The sequence below is a fragment of the Klebsiella sp. 4_1_44FAA genome (assembly GCF_000238715.1).
Lineage (GTDB): Bacteria > Pseudomonadota > Gammaproteobacteria > Enterobacterales > Enterobacteriaceae > Klebsiella > Klebsiella pneumoniae.
Map to the genome: position 1 here is coordinate 187283 of NZ_JH414801.1, position 24312 is coordinate 211594.

At 61.0% G+C, this 24312-nt stretch carries 15 protein-coding genes and 1 pseudogene; 5 read left to right on the forward strand and 11 right to left on the reverse strand.

Going from position 1 to position 24312, the window contains the following annotated elements:
* Nucleotides 1-31 precede the first annotated feature (31 nt).
* Nucleotides 32-565 carry a GNAT family N-acetyltransferase gene (locus HMPREF1024_RS11815; RefSeq protein ID WP_009308753.1) on the forward strand — a complete coding sequence of 178 codons (534 nt, stop codon included), beginning with the start codon at nucleotides 32-34 and terminating at the stop codon, nucleotides 563-565.
* A 34-nt stretch (nucleotides 566-599) separates the two neighbouring features.
* Here the strand turns inward: HMPREF1024_RS11815 and HMPREF1024_RS11810 are convergent, their stop codons facing one another.
* Nucleotides 600-1358 carry an SDR family NAD(P)-dependent oxidoreductase gene (locus HMPREF1024_RS11810; protein ID WP_002921336.1) on the reverse strand — a complete coding sequence of 253 codons (759 nt, stop codon included), beginning with the start codon at nucleotides 1356-1358 and terminating at the stop codon, nucleotides 600-602.
* 119 nt (nucleotides 1359-1477) lie between these two features.
* Here HMPREF1024_RS11810 and HMPREF1024_RS11805 point away from each other — a divergent pair, with 119 nt between their 5' ends.
* The 3 genes from HMPREF1024_RS11805 (at nucleotide 1478) to HMPREF1024_RS11795 (ending at nucleotide 5109) form a co-directional block, all read left to right on the forward strand.
* Nucleotides 1478-2377, forward strand: a complete 900-nt coding sequence (locus HMPREF1024_RS11805) for a LysR family transcriptional regulator (protein WP_004145179.1) — start codon at nucleotides 1478-1480, stop codon at nucleotides 2375-2377.
* Nucleotides 2378-2483: 106 nt separating this feature from the next.
* Entirely contained in the window at nucleotides 2484-3515 is a 1032-nt protein-coding gene (gene yhjD, locus HMPREF1024_RS11800) for an inner membrane protein YhjD (protein WP_002921337.1), read from the forward strand.
* A 271-nt stretch (nucleotides 3516-3786) separates the two neighbouring features.
* Nucleotides 3787-5109: an MFS transporter gene (locus tag HMPREF1024_RS11795; protein WP_004150118.1), complete on the forward strand. Its 1323-nt coding sequence runs from the start codon at nucleotides 3787-3789 to the stop codon at nucleotides 5107-5109.
* 36 nt (nucleotides 5110-5145) lie between these two features.
* Here HMPREF1024_RS11795 and HMPREF1024_RS11790 read toward each other — a convergent pair whose 3' ends face one another.
* Nucleotides 5146-7197 (reverse strand): AsmA family protein, encoded by a 2052-nt coding sequence (locus HMPREF1024_RS11790; RefSeq protein WP_009308754.1) that lies wholly within the window; start codon nucleotides 7195-7197, stop codon nucleotides 5146-5148.
* Nucleotides 7198-7391: 194 nt separating this feature from the next.
* On the opposite strand from HMPREF1024_RS11790, the gene HMPREF1024_RS11785 reads away from it, so the two are divergent.
* Nucleotides 7392-8321 carry a sugar kinase gene (locus HMPREF1024_RS11785; protein ID WP_002921434.1) on the forward strand — a complete coding sequence of 310 codons (930 nt, stop codon included), beginning with the start codon at nucleotides 7392-7394 and terminating at the stop codon, nucleotides 8319-8321.
* 54 nt (nucleotides 8322-8375) lie between these two features.
* On the opposite strand, the gene HMPREF1024_RS11780 is transcribed toward HMPREF1024_RS11785, so the two are convergent.
* The 9 genes and pseudogenes from HMPREF1024_RS11780 to bcsR form a co-directional block, all read right to left on the reverse strand.
* Nucleotides 8376-9878, reverse strand: coding sequence for a pitrilysin family protein (locus HMPREF1024_RS11780; RefSeq protein WP_004145185.1), 1503 nt, complete (start codon nucleotides 9876-9878; stop codon nucleotides 8376-8378).
* Between the two features lie 219 nt (nucleotides 9879-10097).
* Nucleotides 10098-11384 (reverse strand): dicarboxylate/amino acid:cation symporter, encoded by a 1287-nt coding sequence (locus tag HMPREF1024_RS11775; protein WP_002921438.1) that lies wholly within the window; start codon nucleotides 11382-11384, stop codon nucleotides 10098-10100.
* Nucleotides 11385-11540: 156 nt separating this feature from the next.
* Nucleotides 11541-13547: a biofilm formation regulator HmsP gene (gene hmsP / locus HMPREF1024_RS11770; protein ID WP_009308755.1), complete on the reverse strand. Its 2007-nt coding sequence runs from the start codon at nucleotides 13545-13547 to the stop codon at nucleotides 11541-11543.
* Between the two features lie 242 nt (nucleotides 13548-13789).
* A pseudogene (bcsC, locus tag HMPREF1024_RS11765) lies at nucleotides 13790-17268 on the reverse strand (cellulose synthase complex outer membrane protein BcsC).
* A complete protein-coding gene (gene bcsZ / locus HMPREF1024_RS11760) occupies nucleotides 17250-18359 on the reverse strand; it encodes a cellulose synthase complex periplasmic endoglucanase BcsZ (protein WP_009308758.1) in 1110 nt (369 codons plus the stop codon). Before bcsZ ends, bcsC begins: the two are co-directional and overlap by 19 nt.
* Nucleotides 18360-18362: 3 nt before the next feature.
* Nucleotides 18363-20708 carry a cellulose biosynthesis cyclic di-GMP-binding regulatory protein BcsB gene (bcsB, locus tag HMPREF1024_RS11755; RefSeq protein ID WP_009484214.1) on the reverse strand — a complete coding sequence of 782 codons (2346 nt, stop codon included), beginning with the start codon at nucleotides 20706-20708 and terminating at the stop codon, nucleotides 18363-18365.
* A gap of 10 nt (nucleotides 20709-20718) precedes the next feature.
* The gene (bcsA, locus tag HMPREF1024_RS11750; protein ID WP_002921508.1) at nucleotides 20719-23337 is read right to left on the reverse strand and encodes a UDP-forming cellulose synthase catalytic subunit; all 2619 of its coding nucleotides are present in this window, start codon (nucleotides 23335-23337) and stop codon (nucleotides 20719-20721) included.
* Nucleotides 23334-24065, reverse strand: coding sequence for a cellulose biosynthesis protein BcsQ (gene bcsQ, locus HMPREF1024_RS11745; protein ID WP_009308761.1), 732 nt, complete (start codon nucleotides 24063-24065; stop codon nucleotides 23334-23336). Before bcsQ ends, bcsA begins: the two co-directional genes overlap by 4 nt.
* An 11-nt stretch (nucleotides 24066-24076) precedes the next feature.
* Nucleotides 24077-24265, reverse strand: coding sequence for a cellulose biosynthesis protein BcsR (gene bcsR, locus HMPREF1024_RS11740; RefSeq protein ID WP_002921513.1), 189 nt, complete (start codon nucleotides 24263-24265; stop codon nucleotides 24077-24079).
* Between the last annotated feature and the right edge of the window lie 47 nt (nucleotides 24266-24312).

A 24312-nucleotide genomic window follows, 5' to 3' on the forward strand; every position in this document is an offset into this window, starting at 1 on the left:
CAGAGGATTCGCCCTGCCCGGAACGACGCTTATGCCTGAACTTCTGACGTCGCGCCTGCGCTGCTCACCGCTGCAGCTGGACGACTGGTCGTTTTTTCTTTCCCTGCAGCAGGATCCGCAGGTCATGCTCTACGTCGCCGATCCCCGACCGCAGGCGGCCATCCGCGAGGCGTTCGATTCGCGGCTGCCGCCGTGGACGCCCGGGGATGAACACTGGCTGTGCCTGGTGGTGCGCGACAGGCTGACCCATACCCCGCTCGGCCTGACCGGCTACCAGCATCATCAGCGCGACATTGCCGAGGTTGGCTTTCTCTTCGCCCCGGCGGCGCAGGGTCGGGGCTACGGCTACGAATCGCTGCGCGCGCTGTGCGACTACGCCTTTACCACCGGCGGCGTCCGCCGCCTGACCGCCAGCGTCACCGCCGGCAACGAGGCGTCTAAGCAGTTACTGCTCAAAGCCGGCTTCCGGCTGGAGGGAGAGCTGCGGGAAAACTACTGGCTCAACGGACGCTGGCACAACGACTGGCTGTTCGGTCGGCTGCGTGGGGAGGGCGATGCGCCGTAGCGCACCGCCGGTCACAGGCTGGGGGTAGTCAGGATCAGAGGAACATCCCGCCCGAGACTTCCACACGCTGCGCGTTCATCCACGCCAGCTCATCGCTGAGCAGGGCGGCGATGGCGTCGCCGATATCATCCGGCAGCCCAACGCGCCCCAGCGCAGTCTGGGCGGCGATATGCCGATTCACCTCGGCGTTATCGCGCACCTCCCCGCCGCCAAAGTCGGTCTCAATGGCCCCCGGCGCGATGATGTTCACCGATATCCCCCGTCCGCCCAGCTCTTTCGCCTGATAGCGGGTCAGAACCTCCATCGCCCCCTTCATCGCGGCGTAGGCCGCATAGCCCGGCAGGGCAAAGCGCGCCAGGCCGCTGGAGACATTGAGGATACGCCCCCCATCCTGCAGGAGAGGCAGTAGACGCTGGGTCAGGAAAAACGGCCCTTTGAACTGGATATTCATCAGCTCGTCAAACTGCGCTTCGCTGGTCTCGGCGAAGGGCGCGTTGAGTCCGATCCCGGCATTGTTCAGTAAATAATCAAAGGTTGTGCGTCCCCACTTCTGCGCCAGCACCTGCGCCACCTCGCTGGCGAATGCGTCAAATGTTGTGGAATCGCCGACGTTCAGCGCTAATGCTGCCGCTTTGACCCCTTTTTGCTCTATTTCCGCCACCACGTCGAGGGCCGCCTGGCGGTTGCTGTGATAGGTCAAAAGAATATCGGTTCCCTTTGCCGCCAGCTTCAACGCGGCGTTTTTACCCAGACCGCGGCTGCCGCCGGTCACTAAAGCGATACGTTGTGTCATCAGAAGACCCCTTTCAGGTTGCGTTGTGATTGTGTTGTAGCTTATTAACTGCTCATGCAACAATAAATACGCTACATTGCGTTTTACTGTTTCATTAACAACAACAATAGGCGATCGGCATGGATAAAATTCATGCAATGCAGTTATTCATTCGCGTAGCGGATCTGGAGAGCTTCTCCCGCGCCGCCGAGACCCTGGCGCTACCTAAGGGTAGCGTCTCGCGACAGATTCAGGCCCTGGAAAGCCATCTTGGCGTGCGGCTCCTGCACCGCACCACCCGCCGGGTCCAGCTCACCCAGGATGGGATGGTCTACTACGAGCGGGCGAAAGATCTGCTGAGCAACCTCGACGAACTGGACGGCATGTTCCAGCACGATCCGGCGAGCATCAGCGGCCGGCTGCGGGTGGATATGCCGGTCGGTTTTGCTAAAAAAATGGTGATCCCGCATCTGCCGACTTTTTTACAGCAGTATCCGGGCATCGAACTGGAGCTGAGCAGCAGCGATCGGCTGGTGGACGTGATCCGCGAGGGGTTTGACTGCGTGGTGCGCGTCGGCGCGCTCAAAGACTCAGGGCTGATTGCCCGGCCGCTGGGCAAGCTGACGCAAATTAACTGCGCCAGCCCGGACTATCTGGCGCGTTTTGGCTATCCGCAATCCCTGGAGGATCTGGCGGATCATGCCCTGATCCACTACGCCAGCACCCTCGGGGTCCGTCCCCCCGGCTTTGAGGTAATGATCGACGGCGCGGTGCGCTGGGTAAAAACCGGCGGCATATTGACGGTCAACAGTACGGAAACCTATCAGGCAGCCTGTATCGCCGGGCTGGGAATTATTCAGGTGCCACGCACCGGCGTGCGCGAGGCGTTACGCGCCGGCGACCTGATTGAGATCCTGCCCCAGTACCGCGCCGAGCCGCTGCCGGTCTCGCTGATCTACCCGCACCGGCGCAATCTCTCCCGCCGGGTAAATCTGTTTATGGAGTGGCTGGGCGGACTGATGAAAGCGTATGTCGATTGAGCGGCGCGGCTGGAAAACGGGCGGCGGGGAGAGGCATTCCTGCAGGATACGGCATTTAAGGTATACTTTTTGCTGAATCTCGCTGTAAAAAAGGAAGAAATTACGTATGACGCCGGAAAACGACGATCGACGCCCGCCACAGGAACCGGATACGCAGCCGGAGAAAAGCAAAAGCACGCTCGAGGCCCTTAATGACACCGCCGTCGGGCAAAAAGCCAGCCAGGCGCTGAAGACCGTCACCGGAACGGCGGCCAAAGTGCAGCGCAACCCGGTGATCGCCCATCTGTTGCGCGCCGCAGAGCGCTTCAATGACCGGCTCGGCAATCAGTTTGGGGCGGCTATCACCTATTTCTCGTTCCTGTCGATGATCCCGATCCTGATGGTCTCCTTTGCCGCCGCCGGCTTCGTGCTGGCCTGGCACCCAACCCTGCTGCAGGACATTTTCGACAAAATTCTGCAAAACGTCAGCGACCCAACGCTGGCGGCAACGTTGAAAAACACCATCAACACCGCGGTGCAACAGCGCACCGCCGTCGGTCTGGTCGGCCTGCTGGTCGCCCTCTATTCCGGTATTAACTGGATGGGCAACCTGCGCGAAGCGATCCGCGCTCAATCGCGCGACGTCTGGGAGCGCCGGCCGCAGGACGAGGAGAAAATCTGGGTAAAGTACTTCCGCGATCTTATCTCGCTGATCGGTCTGCTGGTGGCGCTGATTATTACGCTGTCCATCACCTCCGTCGCCGGCTCCGCCCAGCAGATGATTATCTCCGCGCTGTATCTCGACAACATTGAATGGCTGAAACCCGCCTGGCGGCTAATCGGCCTCGCCATCTCGATTTTTGCCAACTATCTGCTCTTTTTCTGGATTTTCTGGCGCCTGCCGCGCCATCGTCCGCGGCGCAAGGCCCTGTTTCGCGGCACGCTTATCGCGGCGATTGGCTTTGAAATCATAAAAATCGTCATGACCTGGACGCTGCCGGCGCTGGTGAAATCCCCCTCCGGGGCGGCGTTCGGATCGGTGCTGGGGCTGATGGCCTTTTTCTATTTCTTCGCCCGCCTGACGCTATTCTGCGCCGCATGGATCGCCACCGCGGAGTATAAAGACGACCGGCGGATGCCGGGCAAAACCCACCGCTGAGGTATTGCGAGGATGAATAAAAGAGGCAAAATTCATCCTCGCGCTTGATTTCAGCAGATAAATCCAGCATGTAACTTTTATTTAACTCAAAACTGGTTTTATTCTCTATCTTTTTAACTGCGTGAAGCATTTCATAGAACTATTTTTACTGGTGTAAAAATTATCCGCTTTTTGCCTCTTTTTTGCCCATTTTCCGCGTTTGTTACAGATTGAAATGTCCCTGTGGCTGTGGCTATATGGCTTTTCGTTCGCGCAAAAATAAGAAAGATCTATGCAAGCCACAGCCACCACTCTCGAAAACACGCAGGAAACCGCCCCGGTCAACTCACGCAACAAGGTTGTTGTCGCCTCGCTCATTGGCACCGCCATTGAGTTTTTCGACTTCTACATCTATGCCACCGCCGCGGTCATCGTCTTCCCGCATATCTTTTTCCCGCAGGGCGATGCCGCTGCGGCCACCCTGCAGTCGCTGGCCACCTTCGCCATCGCCTTCGTCGCCCGGCCGATCGGCTCCGCGCTGTTTGGCCACTTCGGCGATCGCGTCGGCCGGAAGGTCACCCTCGTGGCCTCGCTGTTAACCATGGGGATCTCCACCGTGGTGATCGGCCTGCTGCCCGGCTATGAAAGCATTGGCATTGTCGCGCCGATGCTGCTGGCGCTGGCGCGTTTCGGTCAGGGCCTTGGCCTCGGCGGGGAATGGGGCGGCGCAGCGCTGCTGGCTACGGAAAACGCCCCGGCGCGCAAGCGCGCCCTGTACGGCTCCTTCCCGCAGCTGGGCGCGCCGATCGGCTTCTTCTTCGCCAACGGCACCTTCCTGCTGCTCTCCTGGCTGCTGACCGACCAGCAGTTTATGGAGTGGGGCTGGCGCGTGCCGTTTATCTTCTCCGCGGTGCTGGTGATCATCGGTCTGTATGTTCGCGTCTCGCTGCATGAGACCCCGGTCTTCGCCAAAGTGGCGGCGGCGAAAAAACAGGTCAAAATCCCGCTGGGTACCCTGTTGACCAAACACGTCCGGGTGACGGTGCTGGGCACCTTCATCATGCTGGCCACCTATACCCTGTTCTACATCATGACCGTCTACTCGATGACCTTCAGCACCGGCGCGGCGCCGAATGGCCTGGGTCTGCCGCGTAACGAAGTGCTGTGGATGCTGATGATGGCGGTGATTGGCTTTGGCGTAATGGTGCCTGTCGCCGGCCTGCTGGCGGACGCCTTTGGTCGTCGCAAGAGCATGATTATCATCACCACGATGATTATTTTGTTCGCCCTGTTCGCCTTTAAACCGCTGCTGGGCTCCGGCAATCCGCTGCTGGTCTTCGCCTTCCTGCTGCTGGGCTTAAGCCTGATGGGACTGACCTTTGGCCCGATGGGCGCGCTGCTCCCGGAGCTGTTCCCGACGGAAGTGCGCTACACCGGCGCGTCGTTCTCCTATAACGTGTCGTCGATCCTCGGCGCTTCGGTCGCGCCGTACATTGCCGCCTGGCTGCAGGGTAACTACGGTCTCGCGGCGGTCGGCACCTATCTGGCGGCGATGGCGGCGCTGACGCTGATCGCCCTGCTGCTGACCCACGAGACCCGCCACCAGTCGTTGTGATCCTTCGCCCTGACGCCCCCGGCGTCAGGGCTCTCCTCACTTTTTCATCTGCGACAAAATGGTCCGACACTGGTTGCTATCGCCCTCCGCCGGGGAGATCAGCGCCAGCAGCGCGGCGGCCGGCGTCACCAGGGTTGCCAGCGCCGCCGCTACCGCGCCGCGGACAATCAGCGGCCCGGCCTTCACCCCCGCCTGCGGCGATTTAAAGGTGCCCCGGACATACAGCGGGGAACGCAGGGTGATCACCCGAAAGCCTTTGCTTTCCGGATCGATGGTCAGGTCCAGCTGCTCGGAGGCGAAGCTGGCGGTCCCGGTCACATTGATCAGCGCGTTTTCTGTATCGAAGGCAAAAATCTGCGGCCGGGCGACGCCGTTGGTTACGTCGATATTGGCCGCGGCGCAGTTCACCCGAACCTCCTCATCGCCAAAAATCTGGCCGATCAGGTAGTTACCGACGTTAAGACCGAGGATTTCCATCAGGTTGCGACTGATCAGCCCGTCGTTCATCAGCAGCTTCAGGTTACCGTTGCTGTTGCCGAGCAGGGCCGCCACCGAGTTGCCGCTGCCGCGCAGCTGGACGTCGCCATTCATCTCGCCGAGGGTTTTCTGCATCATCTCGATGTTTGGCATCAGCGCCTTCAGCTTCAGGCGTCGCGCCTGCAGATTGGCCTCACCCTGCAGCGGCTTTTTATCGCCCTGCAGGTGTACGCTGCCGGCAATCGACCCGTTGGCCAGGCCAAAGCGCACCGGCTGCAGGCGCAGGTCACCATCCTCCAGAATCACATGGGTCGACAGATCGCTGATCGGCAGGGTGCCGCCGTGCTCAATTCTCCGGCCCTTAAAGCGCACATCGGCATCCATCACCTGCCACTTGTCGGTTTCAAAGCGGTCCGCCGGCAGCACTTTACCCGCCGGCTGCGGCCGGTCATCCGCCTGGCGCGAAGCGCTTTTCTTCGTCCCTTTGCCGGAATCGACGCCGATTAATGGCCCGAGGTCCGCCAGACGCAGCTGCTTCGACTCCATATCGCCGCTGAGTTTCGGCCGCGGCTTGCCGGTGGTGTAGGTCAGGGAGCCATGAATGTCGCTATCGCCGATTCGGCCGTTAAAATTCTGATAGTTAAAGCGCATGCGGTTTTTTTGCGTAAAGTCGGCGCGCAGGCGGCCGTCGGTGGAGAATGACGGCGTCTCCGGCAGCAGCACGCCGGTCAGGTCGTAGAGATCGCGCAGCGAGTCGCCGGCGAATTTTAGCCGCAGGTCAATGCCGCCGACGTTGAGCGGGTCGCTGACCGTGCCGCTGAACGCTACCCGGGTGTTACCGGAGTGGAAGTCGCCCTGTAATGGGAAGGGGGCGCTTGCGCTGCGCAGGGCCAGCATGCCGCCGATTTTCCCGTTGCCGGTGACCGGCTGGCCCTTGTAGCGGCCCTTCAGCGACAGACCAAAGACATAGTCGCCTGGTTTCGCCGCGCTATGGCTATCTTTTGTGCCGGTCACTTCGCTGAACGGCAGCGGTTTGCCGAGGGGATCGACGAGGATGGTGATATCGCTGCGGGTGATCTTGTCGTCAATGGCGATAGTCCCGCGATCAAAGAGAATATTATCGAGGCGAAAGGACCAGCTGGAGGGCGCGCTGTCGCCCGGAGTACGCTTATCGCCCGCCAGCTGAAAGGTCCAGTTATTGTTGTCTTCCGCCAGGCGGATCAACCGTACGTCGGGCTGCTCCAGCTTGATCCACGGCAGGTACACCGTTTTGCTCAGCAGCGCCAGCGGGGCAAGGGTCGCCTCCACCCGCGGCAGATGGATCATGGTCACCTGGGGAATGGCCGGCGGGTTGCCCAGCACGATATCCTCCGCGTGTACGTGGGGCCACGGGATCCAGCTGCGCCAGCCGCGCTCGTCCGGCTGCCGCTCCCAGACCACGCCGAGATCGCCGCGGATGGCGAACGGGCGGTTAAGTTCGGCGGACACTTTCTGATTGATCGTCGGCTTCAGCCGGTTCCAGTCAAAGGTGGCCAGCACGATAAAGAAAAGAACGATCAGCAATAGTATCGTTCCTGTGATGATAACCAACGTTTTACGGGTTCTGCTCATCCCTACTCCGCTCCTTTTGCATCACGTCAGTCCTGAATATAGTCAAAAAGCGGCGTTTATCCTGGAAATGCGCTTTTCGTCACATTACGCGCGTCAGGTCAAAAAAATAATGGAACGATGTTTTAATATGATTGACCAGCAAAACAGCGCAGCGCACACTAGCGCTTATATCGATTCCATTGCAGGTTCTGGCTATGTCTAAAAAAATTGCCGTTATTGGCGAATGCATGATTGAGCTGTCAGAGAAAAACGGGGCCGTTAACCGCGGCTTTGGCGGCGATACCTTAAACACCTCGGTCTATATCGCGCGGCAGACGGATGCCAGCGCATTGAGCGTCCACTACGTCACCGCCCTGGGAACCGATGCGTTCAGCCAGCAGATGCTCGACAGCTGGCAACAGGAAAACGTCAACACCGATCTTATCCAGCGGATGGCCGACCGCCTGCCGGGGCTGTATTACATTGAAACCGATGACACCGGCGAGCGCACCTTCTACTACTGGCGCAACGAGGCGGCGGCAAAGTTCTGGCTGGAGAGCGATCGCGCGGCGGCGATTTGCGAAGAGCTGGCCACTTTCGACTATCTCTATCTGAGCGGCATCAGTCTCGCCATTCTCAGCCCGGCCAGCCGCGACAAGCTGTTCACGCTGCTGCGTGAGTGCCGCGCCAACGGCGGCAAGGTGATCTTCGACAACAACTATCGTCCGCGCCTGTGGGCCAGCCAGGCGGAAACGCAGCAGGTCTATCAGGAGATGCTCGCCTGCACCGATATCGCGTTTCTGACCCTCGATGATGAAGACGCGCTGTGGGGAGAAAAACCGGTTGCTGAGGTGATCGCCCGCACCCACGCCGCCGGCGTGGAAGAGGTGGTGGTGAAGCGCGGCGCGGATGCCTGCCTGGTCTCGGTTAGCGGGCAACCGCTGCGGGAAGTGCCGGCCGTCAGGCTGGCCAAAGAGAAGGTGGTGGATACCACCGCCGCCGGAGACTCCTTCAGCGCCGGCTACCTGGCCGTTCGCCTGACCGGCGGCGATGCCGAATCCGCCGCCAGACGCGGACACCTGACCGCCAGCACGGTGATCCAGTATCGCGGGGCGATCATCCCGCGGGAAGCGATGCCGCAGTAATTCTCCGCACAAAGCGCTCTCCGGCCGCCGCTGGCGCGTCGGAGAGGCGTTAGGTTACTGCCCCGGCGGGATGTCGCTGGCCTCGCTGTGGGCGTCAACCGTATCGGCGCTGCCGCTAGTCGCCGTGGCCGCCGGATTCGGCGCCATCAGTTTTTCCCAGGTGGCCTGCAGTTCCTTCATATTGTATTCCGGTTCGCCCTTCGGCTGTTGCAGCACCAGCGCCATGTCCTGCGAGAGCTGCTGGCGCAGATACTGGTTCAGCATGTCCACCGTCAGGGAGTTGAGGAACTCCTGACGCAGCTTCTGGTACTGCTCCGGCGCGATGTCCACCACCTGATTCTGCAGGGAGCGCATGCGCTGGCTCATCAGAATGTCGGTGTCAGTGCGCGCATAGGTGGCAAACAGCTTCTGCAGCTCGAGGCTTTTCTGAGCGATAAGCGCGTCAAACTCCTCCTGCGGCAGGCCGTTGTCCCGCACTTTCGCCAGCTCGCGCGAAACCACGCTCAGGTTGTTGTTCAGGCGCTCGCCCGGTGAATCGATGTTGATGGCGCACTGCGCGCGCTGATATAGCACCCGGCAGTCAAAGCCAAGGCCAATATCCTTCACGTTATTTTTGCTCAGGCTCTGCTGCACGTGCCAGAACAGCGCTTCACGGGCGAGATCGTCACGCCAGTAGCGCTGCAGCGCCGCGGAGTCGCGGATCGGCTGCCATGGCGCATCCCACATGATGGACAGTTTGTCCTGACGCACCGCGTTGGTCATGATGCTGACCGGCACGGTAGGCAGCGGCGATAAGGTCGGCACCGCTGCGGGGGTTTCCCGCTTGCCCTTCAGATCGCCAAAGGTCTTATTGATTTGCTCGGCAACGCTGCGGCTGTCGACATTCCCCACCACGATCAGCGTCATGGCGTCGGGGGTGTACCATTTTTGATAAAAGTCTTTCAGCTGAGCCACGTCGATCGGCTGCTTCAGCGGCGCGGCGGGGTCATGGCCCAGCATGGTGGACCCTTTCAGGCGATAGCGCCACCAACCCTCTTTGGTATCCAGTGGCCAGGTCGCCACCATGTCGCTGCCCTGCAGCGCATGATTGATCGATTCAGGCGTAATGGCCAGTTTACCGCTGGCGTCCGCCAGCCAGCTCAGCGCCTCTTTCAATAGATCGTTGCGGTTATTGGGCAGGCTGAGATTAAACATCGTGTAATCGTAGGAGACGATGGCCGGCGGCAGAGGACGCTTCGGGTCAATACTCTGCTGCCATAAAGAGCGCGCCTGCATCGTCGGCAGGCTGCCGCTTTGCGTCAACGCCAGGCGGGGAATAAAGCGGCTGAAACCGCTCTGCTGAGTGCTTTCGCTCAGCGAGCCAATATTGACGGACAAACGGACTTCGATACGGTCGCTGGGACGTTGCGGCGTGGCCAATACCTGCCACGACAAACCATTCGCTAAGGTCCCTTGTTGCCAGGCCGGATCAGGCTGGAGCGCTTCTGCCTGCACATAACCGGCCGCCGCTACCATCAGCAAACCGCCCGTTAAGAGTTTAATTGTTGTGCCCTGCATGTGAACCCCTGATGAACATTCCTGGTTACAACAGCACCCCACTGACGGGCTGCCGAAAAAAGTGAGAGTGAAATACGTCGGTTAGACCACACGGAGACGAAAATGTCGCATGACAACGTAAAATAATCATTTCGTGTCATTCCCGCCGGGCGGGAATGACCTCTAATTATGCGCAGGAGGCCGTACTCCAGCAAGGGAGTACGGGCCTAAGAGGAGGATTTAAGAGGATAATTCGTGCGTTTTGTTCGCCGGAACACGGTTATTCAGAACGTCATCCATCTGTTTGGCATCCAGTTCTTTCACCCATTTCGCCACCACCACCGTGGCAACGCCGTTACCCACCAGGTTAGTCAGCGCGCGGGCTTCGGACATAAAGCGGTCGATACCGAGGATCAGCGCCAGACCAGCCACCGGTAAATGACCGACGGCCGAGATGGTCGCCGCCAGCACGATGAAGCCGCTGCCGGTCACCCCTGCCGCCCCTTTCGAGGAGAGCAACAGCACCACCAGCAGGGTGATCTGATGGAAAATATCCATATGGCTGTTGGTCGCCTGGGCGATAAAGACTGCGGCCATCGTCAGATAGATAGAGGTGCCATCGAGGTTGAACGAATAGCCGGTCGGGATCACCAGGCCTACCACCGATTTACGGCAGCCCAGCTTCTCCATCTTGTCGAGCATTCTCGGCAGCGCCGATTCTGATGAGGAGGTCCCCAGCACAATCAGCAGCTCTTCCCGGATATAGCGGATAAATTTGAAGATGCTGAAGCCGGTGGCCCGGGCGATGCTCCCCAGCACCACCACCACGAACAGGATACAAGTGATATAGAAGCAGATGATCAGCTGCCCCAGCTGCACCAGGGTGCCGACGCCATATTTACCGATGGTAAAGGCCATGGCTCCGAAGGCGCCGATCGGCGCCAGGCGCATGATCATATTGATAATGCCGAAGATAACCTGGGAGAAGCTTTCAATGACGTTGAAAATCAGCTGGCCCTTGCTGCCCAGACGGTGCAGGGCAAAACCAAACAGGACGGCGAACAGCAGAACCTGCAGAATGTTGCCGCTGGCGAAGGCGCCAATGACGCTGCCCGGGATCACATCCAGTAAAAAGGCCACTACCCCTTGATCTTTAGCCTGCTCAGCGTACACCGCCACCGCTTTCGCATCGAGCGTCGACGGGTCGACGTTCATCCCGGCGCCCGGCTGCACCACGTTGACGATAATCAGACCGATAATCAGCGCGATGGTGCTGACCACTTCGAAATAGAGCAACGCCACCGCCCCGGTACGGCCAACGGCTTTCATGCTTTCCATCCCGGCGATCCCCGTCACGACGGTACAGAAGATCACCGGAGCAATCACCATTTTAATCAGCTTAACGAAGGCGTCGCCGAAGGGTTTCATTTGCGCGCCCAGTTCCGGGTAAAAATGGCCCAGCAGAATACCGATCGCTATGGCCGTCAGAACCTGGACATAGAGGCTTTTAAAGATAGAGGTTTTCATAGGGTGTCCTTTGGGAATAACCACAGAGCAAGAAGGGATATTTGACGTCTGTGGCTTAAAAATAACACCCTGGAAACATTTCAGAAATAACTAACGCCGAAAGTGCAACGCAATTGTTAAAATCTTTGAGCTGACTCGCACAAGTCAACAAAACATTTACAAATTTTCATCCTCCCGAACCGGGGAGAGATAGCGCGCGCTGAATGCCTCCTGCGGCAAAGCGCAACCGAACAGATGGCCCTGGAGCACCTCGACGCCGGCGGCTTGCAACCAGCGGCGCTGGGCGTCGTTCTCCACCCCTTCCGCCACGATACGCAGCGACAGGCCGCGCGCGAGCTGGATCATCGCCGGCACCATGCTGACATCCTCCGGCAGCATATCGATGAATACTTTATCGATTTTCAGAATATCCACCGGCAGAGCTTTCATCTGCTGCAGCTGGTGCAACCCGGCATAACCCATGCCAAAATCATCCAGCGCAATCTGTACCCCGGCCTCGCGCAGCGGTCGCAACCGCGCCATCACATCCTGCGGATCGTCCATCCGGCAGCTCTCCGTCACCTCGAGGATGAGGGTGCCCGGGGCGATGCGGTAGCGGGCGATCAGCTTTAGCATCTCCTCGCCGCGGTCGTGTTCCAGCAGCTGGAGCAGGGAAACATTGACCGACAGCGGCAGCATAATCCCCTGGCTTTGCCAGGCCGCCAGCTGGCGGCAGGCCTCTTCCATCACCCAGTAGCCGACCGGGATAATCAGCCCGCAGGACTCAATGCGCTCAATCAGCGACGGCGGTAGCGACCAGCTGCCATCCGCCTGCCGCTGACGCAGCAGTACCTCGGCGCCGCAGATCTCGCCGCTGGCGCAGGCCACCTGCGGCTGCAGCCAGATCGCGAACTGCTGGTTATCGAGCGCGGTCATAATGTCGTGCTCTTCCATCAGGCGGCGCTGAGCCTTTTCCATCTGCTCGGGATCGAAGAACTCGATCTGGTTTTTGCCTTTACGTCGTGCAGTGACGGCGGCCGACACCGCGCGCCGGTAAAACTGCTCGGCGCTGAGCCCGGCATGGAACATGGCGATCCCGACGCTGGCGTAGGGGCGCAGCTGCAGCCCATGCAGCGGTAAACGCTCATTAATAATAGTGAGCACTTGCTTACTTAACGTTACCGCCTGCCACGGTTCGGCGAGGCCATCGGCGAGAATCGCGAAGTCATACCCGCTCACCTGAGCCAGCACCATCTGCGGCGGGATCGCGGCCCGCAGCTTCTCCACCAGCGTCAGGAGCAGCATTTCGCGCTGACTCTCCTTGAGGACCCCGGCGGCGTCCTGCAGGGTTTCACAGGCGACGACGATCAGCGCGGCGCTCTGCGGGCGGGCCACCGTCTGCTCCAGCATCGCCAGCAAAAAGGCTTTATTCGGCAGCTCGGAGACCGGGAAGCGGGTCGACTGGATGGACAGCTCATCATGCTGGCGGACCAGGCTCTGCTGGTTGCGGTTATAGCTGCGCACCAGCATACCGATCTCGTCGTCATGGTGCAGGCGCGGGAGGGTCAGCTGATGGCCAAGACGCTCCTGCTGGGAGAGATCGTTCAGCTCGCGGGCGATACGCCGCAGAGGGCGAACCATCAGCCGGTTGATGCACCAGGTGAGCGCCACCGTCAGCATCAGCACCAGAAGTAAGTAAGCAGTCACTAACGTGGCAAGGGCGCTCATGACGAATTTATACATGCGATAGGAGTCGGCCTGCAGCACCAGATAGGCCAGCGGCTGCGGGTTGGCCGGCCGCTCCAGCGAATAAATGGGCAGCGAAATCTGCACCGGCAGCTCAAACAGCCGGGTGACGGTTACCGGCACCGACCGCTCGGGGATAAATCGCATCCGCAGCGCCTGGAACTGGTTCGGCAATACCACATCCGCCCGGCTGACGATGCCAGCAGGCTGGATACGGCTTAAAATGGCTTCCGCTTCCGGAATATCGGCTTTCAGAATAGCCGCAGACAGCGGTTCGCGAACGGATCGCGCGATACTTTCTAACTGCGTGGCCGTGGTAAAGCGACTCTGTTGCACAAAGTGAAACAGCAAAATAGTACAAAAAACCAATACAAAGGCCATGGACACGCTCGCGACCATCGCCATCTGTTTGATTGTAAGTGAACGGCTGACGCGCAACGGTGTTCTCCACTGATACTGAATACATACCCGGTATCAATCCTTCAATCCCGGTCGTTTCAGGCTGATTATATACTTAAATCCTTCGCCCACGCCCGCGAGGGATGAAGTGACGGGATATTTCCGCGCGGTGGCGCGGACGCCGGGATACATCCCCGACGGCCAACGGTGGGCAACGCCTCACGAGTATACGCGAAGCGCGTCGCGGAGTGGCGCTCTGTAACGTAATTCAGCCTATTCTGCTACCAGTCGGCGTAGGGCACCAGCGGCTGGGGCGGCATATCCAGATCCCCCTGCCAGCCGGCCGCCGAGTAGCGGACGTAAAGCAGCGCATGGCTCGGGGTGTAATCCTTCGCCTGCTGAATATCGACCGCGGCGCCGACGAACCAGTTGCTGGTCACCCGCCGCTCCACCAGCGCTCTGGCGGTGTAACCGAATCCATGGCTGCTGCTCCCCTCCTCCGTCAGCTCGCTGGCGCGCTGCCGGTAGTCGGACGGGATCAGGTTCAGCAGCGGATAGCGGGCTTGCGTCTGGGTGCGCGAATGGGACCATGACACCGACCCGCCGAGCTCCCAGGACCAGTTCTCGGTGCGCTGACGCCAGGTCACCGGCACGGCGAACGAGAGATACTCCTGTGGGCTGTAATAGCCGCCCTGGCCGAGGGTGTAGCCGCTGAGATCTTTGTCGTAGTGCCAGATCATATTGTTGAGGCCGACGGTGACGCGACGATTATTCTCGTTGATGACCTTGTAGTAGTACCCGGTCATCCAGCGCACGCGCCAGTTATCCGCCACGTTTTTACCGGTCAGCGAGTCGGCGCCCAGCGAGGACCAGATGCCGTGAGCCTCCCCGCGATCGTAGCTCAGGCTCAGGCCGCCGCCGTCGGCGCGGACGCCGCCCCAGGTGGCGCCGGTATGGCTGCTGCTGTCCTTCTGCCCGCCAAAGGAGAGCAGCGAGCTGGAGATAGGCCGCCGGTGGACGTTGACCGTGTACCCCACCGGCCCGACGTCGCTGCTGTAGCTCAGCCCCCCCACCACATCGACGACATTGAAGCCCATCGGCGTGGTGCCGATATCCCCGCTCCAGGTGTCATTCTTCCAGCCGACCGCTACGCTGGCCCCGCTGTCGGTCTGATTTTTACTGCCGCTGGTACAGGCGATCTCCCCGCAGGTGCCCCAGCTGGGCGAGTAGCTCCCGTCGCTGTGGGTGGAAAAGCTGCCGGCATCCATATTGACCAGATCGGTGCGAAAGAACATCCGGCCATCCGCCAGCGGAGCATCCACCTGCAGCATGGTGGTATGCGCCTTCAGGTCGGAATAGCCGCCGGTGCCGCTGGAACCCCAGAAGTCGTGTTCCAGGGTGACGTTCAGATCCTGCTGACGATAAAGGTCGGCGGCATCGCTGCGGATCCCGCGCTTCAGCCAGTCATCATGGCTGTCGTTGCGCGTCAGCCGCGTAAAAGTATCGTTATCCTGCGGCTGCGCGGGGGTAATGCCGGAGGCCACCATCGCTTCCCGGTAGTGCGTCAGCGCCTGCTGCGGCGCCCCGCTCTGGGTGGCAAAGCGCGCGGCATCGCGCAGCACCAACGCGCTCTCCATAGAGGGCGGCTGCGCCTTCGCCTGCGGCACAATCTGATTAAAAATCCGTTGCGCGTCAGCGGTATCGCCAAGGCCAGCTCGCGCCAGCGCCACCCGCCGCTGCATGTTCATGGATTCGGTCTCTGCGCCTTTCAGCTGCATGACCTGCGCCCGGGCGGCCGGTTTATCGCCCTCGGCCAGGTAGACTTCCGCAAGGCCGAGGCGCGCATCGCCGTTGTCGGCCTCCTGACGCAGCACCCGCTGATAGTCGGCAATCGCCGTCTGGCTGTCGCCGCGCTGCTGCGCCCAGTCGGCCAGCGTCAGATCATAGCGCACCGAGGCGGGCTGCCGTTTGATGAGGGCGATCGCCTGCGCTTCGTCGCCGCTGTCGCGCAGCTGGTTGGCCTGGCGCAGCACCCGGTCGCTTTGCAGGCGCGCTTCGAGTTCACGAATGTTATCCGTCCACGCGCTGCGCGGCAGAGCGGCGATTTGCGCCAGAGCCAGATCGTCCTGGTCGTTCCCCGACAGGTAGAGTCCCGAGGCGTAGACCCGTTCGGCGTCCTGCGGCTGGCGGTTGACCATCGTCCGCATCAGCGCGTCGGCCTCCTGGCGTTCGCCGGCGCTGACCAGATCCCGCGCCAGACGGTAGGTTATCCAGACGCTGTCCGGATCCAGCGCCAGGCGCCGACGCTGCACTTCCGCCGCCTGCGCCCAGTTGCCCTGGCTCTCCAGAGTCTGCGCCTGTTTCTCCAGCCGGCCGTTAGTCAGGCTGCGCTCAATATCATCGATACTGCGCCGCTGAGCGGGAGGGAGGCCGGCGATCCAGGCGCTGGCTTTCTCCGGCGATTCGGCGCGATAGAGGTTGGCCAGGCCGCGCACCGCCAGGTTATTGCCGCGATCCAGGCGCAACGCCTGCTGGTAATAGCGCTCCGCCGCCGCCGCCTCTTTGCGCGCCGCCGCGACGTCCCCCAGCCCCAGCACGGCATAGCTGTCGGTGCGATCGACCCGCTGCGCCTGGGCATAATAGCTCTGCGCCTGCGAAAGCTGGCCGGCTTTCAGGGCGTTATCCCCCTGCTTTATCAGCAGCCAGTAGCGGTTAGTTTGCAGCAGGCTGTCCCACTTGCCGCGGTTCGGGCTGTCAGGGTCCATGGCAATCGCTTTACTGAGCTGCGCCACTGCCCGCGCGCGGTCGCCGCGCTGGGAATAGGCCTGGCCGAGAGCGCCCACCGCGTCGCTGTCGCGGCTGTCGGCCTGAACGGCTTTCTGCAGATCCGCGACCGCCTGCGTGGTATTCCCGGACTTGACCGCCGCCAGCCCTTCCGAGCGGGCGCGGAAAGTCGGATCCTGCAGCTGCGCCTGCTGTTGGTCGAGCAGAACGCGGGCGTTCGCCGCCACCGAGCCGGTGGGAAACTGCAGAAGAAATTGCTGCAACGCCTGCACGCTGGCCTTACTCACCGGCATGCTTTTCACCTCACTGAACCACATATCGGCGGCGATACCGCGTCCCGAGGCCGATCGGGCCATCTCCGCCAGATAGGCGAACCCCTCCTGCGGTTTGTTATCGGAGAACATCTGCTTCGCCAGCGAAGTCAGCAGGCTGACGTTGCCCGGCGCGCTGGCGTTCAGTTTTTCAACTGGCTGACGCCTTCGCTATGGCGGGCCGGCAGGCGCGCCACCAGCGTCCAGTATTCAATGGCGACGTCAACGTCATCCGGCACCCCGCCGTACAGTTTTTCATAGGCGGCGATGGCTTCATCGACCTTCCCGGCCACGCCCAGCAGTCGCGCCTGCTGCAGCGCCTGGCGGCCCTCGCCGGTGTTGCTTTTCATCTCATTGCGCGACGCCTTCAGCTCCGGGGAGTCCGGCGCCAGCTTCGTCAGTCGTTCCAGCTCTTTTTGCGCCCCGGCGGCATCCCCCTGACGCAGCAGATAGCGCATCCGCGCGGCAATCAGCTCCGGGTTGTTGGGATCAATCAGCTCCAGACGGTACAGCGACTGGCGCACCAGGTCTTCACGATTGCTGGCCTCGCCGAGGCGGACCTGCTCCAGCAGATGCTCCTGGGCAGGCGTCGTCGCCGCCTGCGCTAACGGCAGCAGCGCAACGCCGAGGGACAGCGTGAGTAAACTTAGTGTGAGCTTGCGCATTCCTGGTTCCAGTCAGGTTGTAATTCACCACTCGCCGTGAAACGAAAACGGTGTTGATCCCAACCCTGGCCGAACAGCGTCAGAACTGCGCTGTAGTAGGCATCCGCGCCGGGATAGTTATCGGCGACGCGCTGGCGTTGCACCGACCGGGCCTCGTCGTCCTGTAAAAACGGCAGCATTGCCGCGGAGAAGCCCACTGGCCCCTGGCCGCTGGTTTTGCCGGTGGCGATATTCACTTTCTCCGGCGGCCCCCCCTGCTCCGTGGTCTGCGCCGCCATCGGCGCGAAGCGTTGCAGCAGACGCGCTTTCTGCTTATCGCCATCATGGAGCATGCCCACCCACAGGTAGACGCGAATCGCGTCATAGCTGCCGATCGGCGGCTTTTCGGTTTTCAGCTGCCAGCCTTTCCCTTTCTCATAGCGCACCCAGTCCGGGGTAAAGCCTTTCGGCGCGGTCTCCAGCAGCAGGCGCAGGTTACTGTCGCGCAGCGCGGGCCACGGCGCGCCAAAACGCACAAAGTAGGTGGCCAGCTGCGGCGGAAGATAGCTGGGGTTAAACCGCCAGCCGCTGTCATCGGCAAAACCGACTTTTCCCGGCAGCAGCATCGTGCCGAGGCCCGGCACCGCCACCGTCTCTTCAGCGACAATCCGCGCCAGCAGGGCTTTTCCGGTCTCGGTGTACTGCGGCTGTTGCCACAGGCGGCCCGCCTCCAGCAGCGCCCAGGCTATCCACAGATCCGAGTCGGACGCCGAGTTGCTGTCCAGCAGGGTCCACTGCTCATCGTCCTTTTTGCCCCACAGCCAGCCCGGCAAATGTTGTTTCAGATCGCCTTCCGCCAGGTTGTTCTGCGTCCAGGTCAGCAGTTTGTCGAACCCTGCGCGATCGTTGGCCGCCAGGGCGAAAAACAGGCCATAGCTCTGTCCTTCCGAGGTGGAGATTTTGCGCGCATCGCTGGGGTCAATCACCCGTCCCTCGGGGCTGACGTACGCTTGTTTAAACTGCTCCCAGGCGGGCCACTGGCAGGCGGCGCCCACCTGGCCCGCCGCCAGCAGCAGCGCCGAGAGCACCGCGCCACAAAGTACTTTCATCATGGTTTACTCATCATCCAGGCTAAGACGGCGGCGGCTGATGATGCGCAGCATGCGCCACAGCACCCATGCCAGCAGCACAATGCTGATGGCGGCGAAGATCGCCAGCAGTATCGGGTGGTTAGAGAGCGCGAACCAGATGCGCTCGAACCAGGGCAGATGACCCACGTAGTAAATATCCCCCACCCGCAGGCTGTTGACGCCGGATTCGCGGATCACCGCCACCGAGCCAAACATCGCTGCTCGCTTACCGCTGTCGTTGAGGGCGTTGGTCAGCAGTTCATTACCGCGCGGGCTGTCGGCCAGCAGGGCCACCACGCTGCGCTGATCGTTATACGGCGACTGGAAGCCAATCACCGCCGCCATCGGCCCGGAAGAGGTAATGTCGGTGCGGGTATTGGGTGTGCGGGCCTCATCGTCGGGATAAATGCTCGCCAGGTCATAGTGGCGCATCGGCATTTTCACCCAGCTTTTGGTCGCCTCGACCAGCAGGTTGATTTTGGTGTCGTCCTTGAGCGACGACGGGATCGCGCCGATCAGCAGCAGATCCGCGTCTTTATTCTTGATCTGGTTGCCATCGTCGGTCATTTGCAGATTAATCGCCGCCAGACCGGTCTGCGAACCGATGCCCCCCAGCGCCTGCAGCAGCGTCGCCACCTGGCCCTGGGTCGGCGCCTTCGGCACCACCACCAGCGTGTCGGAAAGGTCCGCCATACGGCTGTAAGGGAAGCCCGCATTGGCGAAGACGCGCAGGTCCGGCAAGGCGATAAAGTGATAATACTTCGAGAAGTCGATGGTCGAATCGTCGCCGATCACCACGTGGTTCTGCACCGGCTGGAAGGTAATACAGTTGTCGATGGAGCCGCCGGGCATCGGGTTCATATACTGGAAGTCAAAGCGCAGCTGGTTGACCGCCCCAAGACGCAGCGCGGGGATGGTGACCTCCGATTTGCCGTCCAGCAGCCCCTGCAGCACCGGCAGGCGCAGGATCAGTTTGTTCACGTCCTGGGAGCTGTTAAGGCTGAACGACTGCAGGAACTGGTCGTTGAGGCTGATATCCATCCGCGAGCTGTCCTTCACCGGCGGCATGGTGTAGCGGTATTTCAGATCCATATCGATGCCGTTGGCCCGCAGCAGATAGAGATCCGGCGGCAGGTTAAGCGCCACGGTGATGGCATCCGGCACCAGGCCGCTGGACTGCAGCTGTTGCTCATAGGTTTTCAGCTCAGCGAAGGTGACCGAGCGGTCGGTGCGCACCCAGTTCGGCGCGTCGTAAGGCTGACGCGGCTGCAGGGTTTTGATGCCGTCCACGGTGACGCTGCTGCCGCGGAACAGAATATTGCCCTGAGCAATCCCCTTCGCCGCCAGCAGCAGATCGTTATCATCGCGGCCGAAAATCACCAGCAGCTTGACGTAGGGATCGTTCGGGTTGTCGATCATTTCGATGGTCGGCGCCTTGACCGGCGGATGATCGCGCAGGAAGTCCGGACGCTTGTCGTTGGTGGCGAAGACAATGGCGTTACGATCCGGCAGTTCATTGAAATAGACCGGGAACTGCTGGCCGCGCCAGCCGGCCTTGCTGCCGAACCAGGAGGCGACTATCGCCGCCGCCTGCTGCTGGGTGACCGCTGGCGAGCCCGGGAAAATCATCGGCAGCTTCAGCGGACGGTTATCGCGCGGATCGTAGAACGGCACCGGGAAGTGTGACAGATCGTTATTTACCTTCAGCGACTGGTAGGTGAGATCCAGATAGCTTTCGCGTCCGACGTCCAGCCACAGCGTGCTGCTGGCCGGGTTTTCGCAGACGTCGCGGTAGTGGCCGACAAACTCCAGCCGTACGCGGTTGAAGTCGGTGATGTACAGCGGGTCAATCGGCAGCTGCGCGCGGATCTTTTTCCCCAGCTGCTCTTTGGTGACGGGCAGGACGCCCATCAGCTCATCGTTAAGATAGACCTTCAACTGCGACTGCACGGGCAGCAGCGAGGGCGATGGGGTGTATTCCAGATTGAGCAGCGCGTTGGCGACCAGCTCATCGCTGCGCATGCCGAATTCGACCGACGCGTCAGGCCGTGAGCCGCGCAGCACGATGCTGCCGGGCGGCGGCGCGATGGTGGCAAAGCTCAGCTTCACCTCCCGCTGCGGCACATTCTCGGCCACCGCCGCCGGAGCGGTCGGCTCGGCAAGGGTCGCCGTCGGCTCGCCCACCACGATCGGCGCAGCCGGGGTTGCGGCCTGCGGCTGAACGCCAGGGGCAGCGTTCGCCACCGCGGCCGGCGCCGCGTAAGAGGCCAGTGGATACCAGCTGCACATGCCCACCGCTACTGCACACATCCAGGAAAGTTTTCTTTTCATCGCATTATCATCATTGTTGAGCCATTGCCGGGTCTGCGGAGAGCGTCGGCGCGGCGCGTTCAGGGCGTCGGGGTACAAACGACGCTATCCAGGCCACCAGCGAAGTGAGCGCGCGGAAAACCACCTTCACCGACGGCGGCGAAAACTCCGCCAGGTGACGATAGCCACGAAAGCCCAGCTTGAGGATATCCAGCAGGCTTTCCATCGGCTTATCTTCCGGGAAGCTATCCTGCCAAAGCGCCCACGTATCAGCGCGGGCAAACGTACACTGCACAAAATCGATATGCTGCTGGTTGGTTAACGGCAGCAGCTGGAGCCCCACTTCGCTGCCGTTGACCCGCGCGACCCTGACCGGGAAGGCATACTCCTGCTGTCCCCGTTTGAGCAGCAGCCTGGCGTTCTGGCCTTCCAGCACCTGCGCGTCGCCGTTAATTTTGATCCCCAGTCCGCCGTCGGAATAGTCGTGGACGGTGCAGGAGAACAGGTGACCATCTTCGCGGGCGATAGCCGCCGGCATGCTCATTTCGACACGGTGCGAACGGCGAACCTGCTTGCTTTCAACCGAGACCGCCACCGCGCCGCCAAGAATAATCAGGTTGTAGAATACCCAGACAATACTCACCCAGACGGTGAGGATTTCATTTTCCGGGCCGTACATGAAGCGCCAGATCCCCACCGCGACGCCGACCAGATTGAGCAGCACCAGGTAGATATAGGGCCGAGAGATCACCCAGTCGACATACTCCTCTTCCACCAGCCCGCCCTTCGCGGTGACGTTGAACTTGCCTTTATGCGGGTTGATCAGCGCCACAAAAGTGGGCGGCGCGATATACCAGGCCAGCACCGTCTCGTAAATTTCACTCCAGAACGAATGGCGATATTTGCCCTGAATCTTCGAGTTGGTCAGGCTGGCGTGGATCATGTGCGGCAACACGAATAGCGCGATCATCAGCGCTGGCGCATAAATGATATAGGCATGGAGCAGCAAAAAGGCCAGCGGCGCCGTGAGAAAGATGAGGCGCGGAATACCGGAGAGAAAGTGAAGCATGGCGTTGGCGTAGCAGACGCGCTGCACCAGCTTCAGGCCTTTGCCAAACAGCGGATTATCGAGGCGGAATATCTGCACCATCCCGCGCGCCCAGCGGATGCGCTGGCCGATATGCGCGGATAAACTCTCCGTCGCCAGCCCCGCCGCCTGCGGAATACGCATATAGGCGGAGGTATATCCCCGCCGGTGCAGACGCAGCGAGGTGTGGGCATCTTCGGTCACCGTTTCGACGGCTATCCCGCCAATTTCGTCCAGCGGGCCGCGGCGGATAACGGCGCAGGAGCCGCAGAAGAAGGTGGCGTCCCACATGTCGTTCCCGTCCTGCACCAGGCCGTAGAATAGCGTCCCTTCGTTCGGCGTTTTGCGAAAACGACCAAGGTTGCGCTCAAAGGGATCGGGCGAGAAGAAGTGGTGCGGGGTCTGCATCATCGCCAGCTCTTTCTCTTTCAGGAACCAGCCCATGGTCATCTGCAGAAACGAGCGCGTCGGCACATGGTCGCAGTCAAAGATCGAGACGAACTCACCTTTGGCATATTTCAGCGCATTATTGATGTTGCCGGCCTTGGCGTGTTCGTGGCTGGTGCGGGCGATATAGTGCACCCCAACATCTTTGGCAAACTGGCGAAACGCTTCCCGTCCGCCGTCGTCGAGGATCCAGATGTTCAGCTTGTCCTTCGGCCAGTCGATACCCTGCGAGGCGTAAATGGTGTTTTTCACCACGTTGAGATCTTCGTTATAGGTGGGGACAAAGATGTCCACAGTTGGCCACAAATCCATGTCCTCCGGCAGCGGCACCGGCTGGCGATTCAGCGGCCAGACCACCTGGAAGTAGCCCAGCACCAGCACCACCCAGGCGTAGGTCTCTGCGAACAGCAGAATGATCCCGCACACCAGACTTACCGGGTCGTTCCAGTTCAGCGTCGAGGTATAGCGCCACCAGATATAGCGGCACGACACCGTCAGCGACAGCACGATCAGCATCAGCGCCGAGAAACGGCCCGGGATGCGTCGCACCAGCAGCGCCACGCCCCACAGCAGCATCAGGAAGATAAACTGCGACAGCGGGTTAAAGGGCTGCGTAATACACATCAGCGCCAGCACCAGCGAGCAGAAGGTCACCCCCCCAAGGATCGCCCGGCGCAGTTTAGGATTGAGGTGCGCCAGCTCTTTCTGTTTATCCAGATGGCCGGTGCGGGCGTTCATCTGCTCAGGCAATTTTTCCAGCCACTGCGTATAGCGACCGTGCACCCCTTCCAGCGCCGCCAGCGAACGCCAGTTGACCTTTTTCTCCGGCTCCGGCACGCGCGTCGTCAGTAACCACAGGGATTGCAGCAGGTAGCGCAGCGGATCCAGCGGACGCGGGCGATGCGGATTTATGTGGGGAAAATAGGTTTCATGGCGGGCCAGAATCGCCTGCCAGCGCGGCGTCTCCAGCGGCATCAGCGCCCAGACCAGCGACGCCCACAGACAGCCAAGCGACGCCGACAGCCACGAAGCGCCGTGCTGCCGATAGTCATCATAGCGCGCACGCAGCCGCTCCCCCACCGGCGGGGCCAGCAGCAGCGTACTGAGGCGGATCATGCCGCTCTCCCGGCGGAATAGTGGATCAGGCACCAGTTCGCCAGGGTCAGCACCTCTTCCGCCGCCAGCGAATCCTGACGATACTCCCCGAGAGGTTGTTTCGCCGCCAGGCACTCGGCCATCGCCTCGTCGCGGTGAATCGTCACCGGCAGGATGCGCGGCTGGCTCTCCAGCCACAGCTGGTAGAGATCTTCCTGCAGTTGGCTGCCGACCCGCAGATCGTTAATCAGAATATCGCCGTTGGCCGGGAGGGGCTGCTGGTGTAGACGGATATGGCTATTGGCGTCGGGATGAACCACCACCAGCGAGCGATCGCAAAGCGTCAGCAGCTCGCGGGTCAACGGCGAATAACCCGCCGGCAGATCCAGCAGCAGCCAGCGGTACTGGCCCTGTAGCTGCTGTACTGCCTCCGCTATCGCCCCCAGGGTGGGCTGCAGCTGGTCGACATTTTCTCTTTCGCCGGCGCTGAGCTGGCCAAACGGCAGCAGATCGATATGCTGCGTATAGCGCAAGCCCGCGTCACGCCAGCCCCGGCCGTCGAGCAGCGCCCGCGCCCAGCCGTCCTGATGATGGATATCGGTATTAAAGAAAAAGCGCAGCATATTATCCGGGCTGGCGTCGATCGCCAGCACGCTTTCACCGAGCAATTGCAAGGCCCAGGCGAGTGCAGCCGTAATGGACGTGACGCCAGTTCCCCCGCGCACGCCCTGTAATCCCAGAATAGCCATCTCCGGCTTCCTTATTTTTTCTCTGCAAACTCTGCCAGCAGCGGCCAGCGCTTCAGCGCCGCGTTCAGCTGTTCGCGCCTGGAAATATCATGATAATCAATATCCGGCAGGGAAAATGCCCGGCTAAGCGCCAGAAAATCATTTTGAAAGGTGTACCCCAGCGTGGCGTCCGTGGGTACCGCAGGATCTTTTGCTGGCATATCTCTGTCCGTTCGAAATTTATTATTAAACCAGAGGACGTATACAG

Bases quoted from the DNA above. Each gene is read 5' to 3' on its own strand.
- HMPREF1024_RS11795 (WP_004150118.1), top strand. From the start codon at position 3,787: ATGCAAGCCACAGCCACCACTCTCGAAAACACGCAGGAAACCGCCCCG.
- yhjD (WP_002921337.1), top strand. From the start codon at position 2,484: ATGACGCCGGAAAACGACGATCGACGCCCGCCACAGGAACCGGATACG.
- HMPREF1024_RS11780 (WP_004145185.1), bottom strand. From the start codon at position 9,878: ATGCAGGGCACAACAATTAAACTCTTAACGGGCGGTTTGCTGATGGTA.
- bcsZ (WP_009308758.1), bottom strand. From the start codon at position 18,359: ATGATGAAAGTACTTTGTGGCGCGGTGCTCTCGGCGCTGCTGCTGGCG.
- HMPREF1024_RS11815 (WP_009308753.1), top strand. From the start codon at position 32: ATGCCTGAACTTCTGACGTCGCGCCTGCGCTGCTCACCGCTGCAGCTG.
- bcsQ (WP_009308761.1), bottom strand. From the start codon at position 24,065: ATGGCTATTCTGGGATTACAGGGCGTGCGCGGGGGAACTGGCGTCACG.
- HMPREF1024_RS11785 (WP_002921434.1), top strand. From the start codon at position 7,392: ATGTCTAAAAAAATTGCCGTTATTGGCGAATGCATGATTGAGCTGTCA.
- bcsR (WP_002921513.1), bottom strand. From the start codon at position 24,265: ATGCCAGCAAAAGATCCTGCGGTACCCACGGACGCCACGCTGGGGTAC.
- HMPREF1024_RS11810 (WP_002921336.1), bottom strand. From the start codon at position 1,358: ATGACACAACGTATCGCTTTAGTGACCGGCGGCAGCCGCGGTCTGGGT.
- HMPREF1024_RS11775 (WP_002921438.1), bottom strand. From the start codon at position 11,384: ATGAAAACCTCTATCTTTAAAAGCCTCTATGTCCAGGTTCTGACGGCC.
- bcsA (WP_002921508.1), bottom strand. From the start codon at position 23,337: ATGATCCGCCTCAGTACGCTGCTGCTGGCCCCGCCGGTGGGGGAGCGG.
- HMPREF1024_RS11805 (WP_004145179.1), top strand. From the start codon at position 1,478: ATGGATAAAATTCATGCAATGCAGTTATTCATTCGCGTAGCGGATCTG.
- HMPREF1024_RS11790 (WP_009308754.1), bottom strand. From the start codon at position 7,197: ATGAGCAGAACCCGTAAAACGTTGGTTATCATCACAGGAACGATACTA.
- bcsB (WP_009484214.1), bottom strand. From the start codon at position 20,708: ATGAAAAGAAAACTTTCCTGGATGTGTGCAGTAGCGGTGGGCATGTGC.